Annotated in this window: 7 protein-coding genes and 1 rRNA gene; 5 read left to right on the forward strand and 3 right to left on the reverse strand. The window is 71.2% G+C overall.

The window, feature by feature from the left end:
* The first annotated feature begins 73 nt into the window (after positions 1-73).
* The 4 genes from aroA to F1721_RS18100 all read left to right on the forward strand — a co-directional run bounded on the left by aroA (position 74) and on the right by F1721_RS18100 (position 4,329).
* The gene (aroA, locus tag F1721_RS18085; protein WP_150067859.1) at positions 74-1,342 is read left to right on the forward strand and encodes a 3-phosphoshikimate 1-carboxyvinyltransferase; all 1,269 of its coding nucleotides are present in this window, start codon (positions 74-76) and stop codon (positions 1,340-1,342) included.
* A gap of 16 nt (positions 1,343-1,358) precedes the next feature.
* Positions 1,359-2,363 (forward strand): ribosome small subunit-dependent GTPase A, encoded by a 1,005-nt coding sequence (gene rsgA / locus F1721_RS18090; protein WP_150067860.1) that lies wholly within the window; start codon positions 1,359-1,361, stop codon positions 2,361-2,363.
* 194 nt (positions 2,364-2,557) lie between these two features.
* Entirely contained in the window at positions 2,558-3,418 is an 861-nt protein-coding gene (locus F1721_RS18095) for an SCO4651 family lipoprotein (protein ID WP_150067861.1), read from the forward strand.
* A gap of 98 nt (positions 3,419-3,516) precedes the next feature.
* Positions 3,517-4,329, forward strand: a complete 813-nt coding sequence (locus F1721_RS18100; protein WP_150067862.1) for an SCO4651 family lipoprotein — start codon at positions 3,517-3,519, stop codon at positions 4,327-4,329.
* Between the two features lie 62 nt (positions 4,330-4,391).
* On the opposite strand, the gene F1721_RS18105 is transcribed toward F1721_RS18100, so the two are convergent.
* Positions 4,392-4,895: a DUF6912 family protein gene (locus tag F1721_RS18105; RefSeq protein WP_150067863.1), complete on the reverse strand. Its 504-nt coding sequence runs from the start codon at positions 4,893-4,895 to the stop codon at positions 4,392-4,394.
* 96 nt (positions 4,896-4,991) lie between these two features.
* Positions 4,992-6,428, reverse strand: coding sequence for a WS/DGAT/MGAT family O-acyltransferase (locus tag F1721_RS18110; RefSeq protein WP_150067864.1), 1,437 nt, complete (start codon positions 6,426-6,428; stop codon positions 4,992-4,994).
* 84 nt (positions 6,429-6,512) lie between these two features.
* Here F1721_RS18110 and F1721_RS18115 point away from each other — a divergent pair, with 84 nt between their 5' ends.
* The gene (locus F1721_RS18115) at positions 6,513-7,274 is read left to right on the forward strand and encodes a TrmH family RNA methyltransferase (RefSeq protein WP_150067865.1); all 762 of its coding nucleotides are present in this window, start codon (positions 6,513-6,515) and stop codon (positions 7,272-7,274) included.
* 161 nt (positions 7,275-7,435) lie between these two features.
* On the opposite strand, the gene rrf is transcribed toward F1721_RS18115, so the two are convergent.
* A 5S ribosomal RNA gene (gene rrf, locus F1721_RS18120) occupies positions 7,436-7,552 on the reverse strand.
* Between the last annotated feature and the right edge of the window lie 228 nt (positions 7,553-7,780).

The raw sequence follows: 7,780 nt of genomic DNA on the forward strand, positions 1-7,780 counted from the left end.
ACTCCACCAACACTCGGTGGCCAACGCGCCCCCGGCGCTGAATTCCCCGGGCCAGGTGGGGGATCATTGGCCCATGACCCAGCTCTGGCCTGCCCCTGTCGCTGCCGGTGCGGTGCGCGCGACCGTCCCGGTTCCCGGTTCGAAGTCGATCACCAACCGGGCGCTGGTGCTCGCCGCGCTCGCCGACGGCCCTTCGACGCTGCGTGCTCCGCTGCGCAGCCGGGACACCGAGCTGATGGCCGGTGCGCTGCGCTCTCTCGGGGTCGCGATCCAGGACGGGCCGGACGGCTCGTGGCAGGTCACCCCGGCCGCGCTGCGCGGACCGGCGGAGGTCGACTGCGGTCTGGCGGGCACCGTCATGCGGTTCGTGCCGCCGATCGCCGCACTCGCCTCCGGGCGAATCACCTTCGACGGCGACCCGCACGCCCGGAAGCGCCCGCTCGGCGCGGTCCTGGACGCGCTGCGCGCGCTCGGCGCCGACATCGACGGCGACGCGCTGCCGTTCCAGGTCAACGGTGCCGGGAAGCTGCCCGGCGGTGCGGTGACCATCGACGCGTCCGCGTCCTCGCAGTTCGTCTCCGGGCTGCTGCTGTCGGCGCCGCGGTTCGAGCAGGGCGTGGTGGTCCGGCACGCGGGCGAGCCGGTGCCGTCGCTGCCGCACATCGAGATGACGGTGTCGATGCTGCGCGCCGCCGGGGTCGAGGTGGACGACCAGGAGCCCGACACCTGGCGCGTGGCCCCCGGCCCGATCCGGGCGCTCGACCTGGACGTCGAGCCCGACCTGTCCAACGCCACCCCGTTCCTCGCCGCCGCGGCCGCCACCGGCGGCGCGGTGACCGTCCCCGGCTGGCCGACCCGGACCACGCAGGCCGGTGACGCGATCCGCGACATCCTCGCCCAGATGGGCGCCCAGGTGGAGCTCACCGGCGACGGCCTGACCGTCACCGGTCCCGCCGAGCTCAACGCCGTCGACCTCGACCTGCACGACGTCGGCGAGCTCACCCCCACCGTGGCCGCGCTGGCCGCGCTGGCGACCGGCCGTTCCCGGCTGCGCGGGGTCGCGCACCTGCGCGGGCACGAGACCGACCGGCTCGCCGCGCTGCAGACCGAGCTGACCAAGCTGGGCGGCGCGGTCGAGCAGACCGAGGACGGCCTGGTCATCGAGCCCCGGCCGCTGCACGGCGGGAACTGGCACTCCTACGCCGACCACCGGATGGCCACCGCTGGCGCGATCCTCGGGCTGCGGGTCCCGGGGGTGCTGGTCGAGGACATCGCGACCACCGGCAAGACCATCCCCGACTTCCCCGGGATGTGGGCGGCGATGCTCGGAGGAGATGCGTGAGCCCGGAGGCGGACTGATGCGCAAGCGAGGCTGGAGCCACCTCGACGAGTCCGACGTGCGGGTCCGCCCCGGCCGGGGCAGCCGACCGCGCAGCAAGCAGCGCCCGAAGCACGCCGACGCCGAGGCTGCGATGGTCGTCGCCGTGGACCGCGGCCGCTGGACCTGCGCGCTGGACGGCGACCCGGACCGGCTGGTCACCGCGATGCGCGCCCGCGAGCTCGGGCGCACCCCCGTGGTGGTCGGTGACCTGGTGGACCTGGTCGGCGACACCTCCGGGAAGCCGGACACGCTGGCCCGGATCGTGCGCGTCGCCGAGCGGGCCAGCGTGCTGCGCCGCACCGCCGACGACACCGACCCCTACGAGCGGGTGGTGGTCGCCAACGCCGAGCAGCTGGTCATCGTCACCGCGCTCGCCGATCCGCCGCCGCGCCCGGGGTTCATCGACCGCTGCCTGGTCGCCGCGTACGCGGGCGGGCTCGCGCCGGTGCTGTGCCTGACCAAGGCCGACCTGGCCGATCCGGGCGAGTGGATCAGCACCTACTCCTCGCTGGACATGCCGATCACCATCACCCGCCTCGGCGAAGACCCCGCGGAGCTGCGGGGACTGCTAATCGACCGGGTGTCCGCGCTGGTCGGCCACTCCGGGGTCGGAAAGTCCACACTGGTCAACCAGCTGGTCCCGACCGCCGACCGGGCGACCGGTGAGGTCAGCGGCGTGGGCAAGGGGCGGCACACCTCGACCTCGGCGGTCGCGCTGCCGCTGCCCGAGCGGGGTTGGGTGGTCGACACCCCGGGCATCCGCTCGTTCGGCCTGGCGCACGTGACCGCGGACGACGTGATCGCGGCCTTCGAGGGGTTCTCCGAAGCGGCCGAGGAGTGCCCGCCGAACTGCGGTCACCTCGGCGGTTCCGACGACCCGGACTGCCACCTGGACGCCTTCGCGGCCGACGGCGGCGGGCTGGAGCAGCTCGGCTCGCTGCGCCGGTTGCTGCGCTCCCGGGCCGGGCTCGACGACGCCTGACCCCGGAAAAACGCGAATCTCACCCCATTTTCCCCCGTTCGGGAGGCGATCGTCCCCTGTGGCGTGACGACTTCGTTGTTAGCGTGGGGCGCGAGGTCGGCGTGGCGGATGATGTTTCCGCAGCTCACGCAGGCCGTCGTGCGGTTCCCGCCGCACGAGTCCCAGAGCCGACGACGGCCCGAGGAGCGTGCCCGATGTCCCGAGCCCGCACCAGGACCGCGGTGATCTCCGCCGGTCTCGCCCTGATCGCAGCAGTCACCGGATGCTCCGCGGAACCTCCGGTGCCGACGAATTCCGTGGCCGCCAACCCGGACCCCCGCCCGGTCGCCGACACCGTGCTGTCCCAGGTGATCAGCAAGATCAGCGAACGCGGCAGCACGCACAGCCAGGTGCGCGGAAGCCTCGGCGTGGTCGGCGAGCTCACCGCCGACGGCGTCGTGCGCTACCGCGGCCCGCAGACCGACCTCGCCTTCGACGGGCAGACCCGCAGCACCCGGAACCAGCCACCGCAGCGGATCGCCCTGTCCATCGTGGACGGAGTCGGCTACCTGCGGACCCCGCTGGCCCGCCCGGCGCCGGACAAGCCCTGGCTGCGGATCTCCCCCGGCGCGGACGACTTCGGCTCCAAGCTGCTCAGCCCCGCCCTGGGCCAGGTGCACCGGGCCGTCGACCCGCGCGCCACCTTCAGCGGGGTCGAGCGGGCCACCCGGATCCAGAGCAGCGCCCCCGACCAGGTCGACGGCAAGCCCACCACCCGCTACGACCTGCGCATCGTCACGGAGCAGGCCGCCGAAGCGGCCACCGACCCGCAGCAGCGGAGCCGGTTCCGCAAGGCAGCGGACTCCGGCGAGGCCGAGCTCGAGTACCAGCTGTGGCTGGACGAATCCGGGCTGCCCGCGCGGTTCGCGGCCTCCGGCCAGGTCGCCCAGGCCGGTCAGGTGTCGCTGACCTCGACCTACCGCGACTGGGGCGCGCCCGCCGAGGTGGAAGTGCCGCCGACCGAGGAGATCGGCGTGTTCCAGGACGCCCCGCCGCAAGCGCAGCGGCCGCGGTGACGTCGACATAGCCCACAATTACCCCGAAACAACAACGGACCAGGTCAACGCACTGCTACGTTCCGGGTATTGCTTTCTCCACGCAGAGAGGACTATTCGTGCGTCGCATTGCCACCGCCCTGTCCGCTGCCGCGCTGGCGGCCACCCTCGGGGCGTGCAGCCAGGGCGGCTCGCCCACCGGCTCCGACAACGCCGGGGACAACTCCGGCTCGGCGATCACGGACATCTCGTCCCTGGTCAACGCCGCGAAGACCAACATGGACGAGAAGAAGACGGTCACCGTCACCTTCGAGGGCACCGGCCCGATCGCCCAGCTGTACACCAGCATGAAGTGCCAGGTGGACGCCGCCGCGGAAGCGATGGGCTGCAGCGGTGGCCCGACCGAGATGGTCGTCAGCAAGGACGGCATCTTCATGAAGAGCCCGGAGATGGCGCAGCTGGCCGGTGGTGACCCGAGCAAGCCGTGGCTGAAGATGCCGGCGAACGAGGAGGTGGCCCAGCAGTTCGGCGAGCTGGGCAAGATCAGCGACTTCGAGGCCATGCTGCCCCCGGGGTCGACCATCACCTCGTCCGCCGAGGAGCAGGTCAACGGCAAGGACGCGACCCGCTACGAGGTCACGACCAACCTGCAGGAGGCTGCGGGCGCGGCCACCACTGACGCCCAGAAGGCGGGCTTCAAGGTCATGCTGGACTCGGGCGTCACCGAGATCAAGCAGACCGTCTGGGTCGACTCCGACAAGCTGCCGCTGCAGGTCAAGATGACCACCCCGGCGCTGAAGGTCCAGGGCCAGGAGATCCCGGAGACCACGCTGACCGTGCACTACTCGGACTGGGGCAAGCCGGTGAACATCACCACCCCGCCCGCCGACCAGGTGCAGGAGATGCCGAGCCTGCCGGGCATGCCGGGCTGACACCCGCCGACGTCCGCCGGGCGGTCCGAGCACCGCCCGGCGGACGCACCGCGAAGACCTGACTACATGAGTTCCAGCAGGAACGGCACTTCCTGCGGCGCGTACCAGGCGAGCTCGTGGTCCTCGGCGTCGCCGAGCGCGAACTCCGCATCCGGATCGCCCAGGTCGGCGGCGTCGATCACCTCCGCCGCCGCGCGCACCGCGTCCTCCGCCTCCGCCGCGTCCACGTGCACCGCGGCGATCTGCTTCCACTGAACCGGCCCGGACACCTTCACCACCGCGTGGTCCAGGTCCGGCCGCAGCGTCACCTCGTCGACATCGGCCGAGATCACCACCCGGCGCAGCTCCGGCTTCTCCCCGGACCCCAGACCACCGGCGATCAGCCGCAGCGACGCCCGCGCAGCCTCCCGCATCGCGGCGTACTCAAGCTCCTCGGTATCGCCGCTGGCGTAGGACTCGCGCAGCGCAGGCGTCAGTGCGAACGCCGTCCCGCCCAGCGGCTGCAGCTGCTTGTCTTCCACCAGTTGCCGCAGCATCGGCAGCGTGGCGGGCAGGTAAACCCTCATGCCTCGACCATCCTCATCATGTCCTCCACTGCATCAGATCCAGCGGCGTCTGCACGTTCCGGCGGCCGGGTCGGCGGCGCGGCAGGGAGATGTCCCTCATGCCTCGACCGTGCCGATCATCTCGTCCACCGCTTCCCCGATCATCGCCGCCAGCACGTCCACGTCGGGCATCGCGTCCCGATCGGCGTTCAGCCCGAAGTACACACCGCCGTCGTAGGAGGTCACCCCCACCGACAACGACTGGTTCTTGGCCAGCGGCACCACCGGGAACATCTCCATCATCCTCGCCCCCGCGGCGTACAACGGCACCTGCGGTCCGGGAACGTTGGTCACCAGGACGTTGAACAGCCGGTCCGAGAACTGGTTGGCCACGCGCGCTCCGAGGGCGTGCAGCGTCGGCGGCGCGAACCCGGACACCTTGACCAGCGCCCCGGCCGCCACCTGCTGCCCGGACTCCGCGTGCGCCCGCATGGCGTGGCTGACCTGGTGCAACCGGACCGTCGGGTTGCCCTCGCCGACCGGCAGGTCGACCAGGTACGCCGACACCTTGTTGCCCACCGAACCGACCGGCAGGCTGCTCGTCTCCGGGTAGGTCGCCCGCGCCTCGGCGTCGTCGGAGCGGACCGACACCGGGACCATCGCGCGGACCGTGGTCGACGGCGCCACCACCTCCCCGCGCGACAGGAGCCAGTTCCGCAGCGCGCCGGTGACGACCGCCAGCACCACGTCGTTGACCGTGCTGCCGTGCGCGCGGCGGACCGCGCGGAAGTCGTCGAGCTTCGCCCGCGCGACGGCGAACCGGCGCTGCGCCGAGGTCGGCGCGTTCAACGGCCCGCTGGGTGCGGGGACGACGGCGGTGCGCAGCGCCGAAGCGACCCCGCCCAGCGCGCGGGAGACCTTCTGCACCGTGGCGGTGACGTCCACCATCGCCGCGCGGACGTTCTCGACCACCTCGCCCGGTCGCTGCACGGCATCGGTCACCGCTTCCACCACCAGCTCGGCCAGGCTCGGCTCCGGGCGCGGCATCCACAGCTCGTCGACGTCGGGGATCTCCCGGTCCCGCTCGACGTCGAAGATCACCTGGCCGATGTCGATCGCGCCGATCCCGTCCACCATCGCCTGGTGGGTCTTGGTGATCACCGCGACCCGGTTCTTCGACAGCCCCTCCACCAGGTACACCTCCCACAGCGGGCGGGTGTGGTCGAGCTTGCGCGACATCAACCGCGCGGCCAGGTCGTGCAGCTGCTCGTCGCTACCCGGCTTGGGCAGCGCCGAGCGGCGGACGTGGTAGGTCAGGTCGAAGTCCTGGTCGTCCACCCACACCGGCCTCGCCAACCGCCCCGGGACCTGCATGACCCGCTGCCGGTAGCGGGGCACCAGCCCCAGCCTGCGGTCGATCAGCGACAGCACCCGGTCGTAGTCGAATCCGCTGCGCGGGCGCCGGAACACCGCCACCCCGCCGACGTGCATCGGCGTGGTGTGGTCCTCCAGGTAGAGGAAGGACGCGTCGACGGCGGAGAGACGATCGGACATGCCCGCGATCCTGGCACACAACCGGCCCGAGCCCGAGGGGTTCCTGCTCGCCCGCCCCACCGCAGCGCATGTGACACTTGGTCGGTGACCAGCGAAGTTTCCCCGAAAGACCGATTCCTCACCGTCTACGGACGCAAGCCGGTGCTGGAGGCGCTGGCCGACCGCGACCTCCGGGTCGACAAGGTGGTCCTGGCCGAGGGGCTGCGGGGAGCGATCATCGAGGAGATCAAGGAGGCCGCGGCCGACCGCGCGGTCCGGGTCCAGCGGGCGAGCGCGCACCGGGTCAAGGTGCTGGCGGGCAACGGTCGGCACGACCAGGGCGTGCTGGCCGACGTGGTGGCCCGCAAGATGCGCCCGCTCGCCGATGCCCTCGAAGACCCGGCGAAGGCCCCGGGCACGATGCTGCTGCTCGACGGCCTGACGACTCCGGCCAACGTCGGCATGATCCTGCGCACCGCAACGGCCGCCGGGATCGACGGGATCGTGGTGCCGCACCGCGGCGTCGCCAGCCTCGATCCGCTGGTCATCAAGGCCTCGGCCGGGGTCGCCTTCCACGCCCCGGTCCTGCGCACCCGCACCGCGGGCGAGGCCGCGGAGATGCTGAGCGATGCGGGATATCCGCTGTACGCGCTGGAGGCGGACGCCGCCGACAGCATCTACAACACCGACTTCGGTTCCCGAGCCGTGTTCGTGCTGGGCAGCGAAACCGCGGGCCTTTCCGAAGAGGTGCAGTCCCGGATCGCCCAGCCGCTGGCCATCCCGATGGCCGGTGAGGTGGAATCCCTCAACGTCGCCAGCGCCGCCGCGGTGCTCTGCTTCGAACTCCTCCGCCGCAAGCTGTCCTGACACCGGCGAAACCCCCGCTGTCGTGCGGGGAACCCGCTGGCCCGGGCTCCCCGCACGCGCACGGTCAGCGCGGGAAAGCGAGTTCTTCGAGTCTGGGAATGCAGAAGGGCCCCTTTCTTTTCCGGATGTTCCGGAAAAGAAAGGGGCCCTCTCAAATTGTGTGTCGGCGGTGTCTTACTCTCCCACACCCTGTCGAGTGCAGTACCATCAGCGCTGGGGAGCTTAGCTACCGGGTTCGGAATGGGACCGGGCGGACCCTCCCCGCCATCGCCACCGACAACCCTCAATCCCGCACCACAGCACGGGAAACTCGTGGTCGTCATCGCTTTGATGACACACAAATCTAGTTTTCAACTAGCCTGGGAAACAACCAGGATCCTGGTTGTTGTCTCAGACACCATATAGTGAGTGCGAGCAATCTTCGTGAGCAAGTCCTCGGCCTATCAGCACCAGTCAACTCCACACCTTACAGTGCTTCCATATCTGGCCTGTCAACCCAATCATCT

The organism is Saccharopolyspora hirsuta (assembly GCF_008630535.1).
Taxonomy (GTDB): Bacteria; Actinomycetota; Actinomycetes; order Mycobacteriales; family Pseudonocardiaceae; genus Saccharopolyspora; species Saccharopolyspora hirsuta.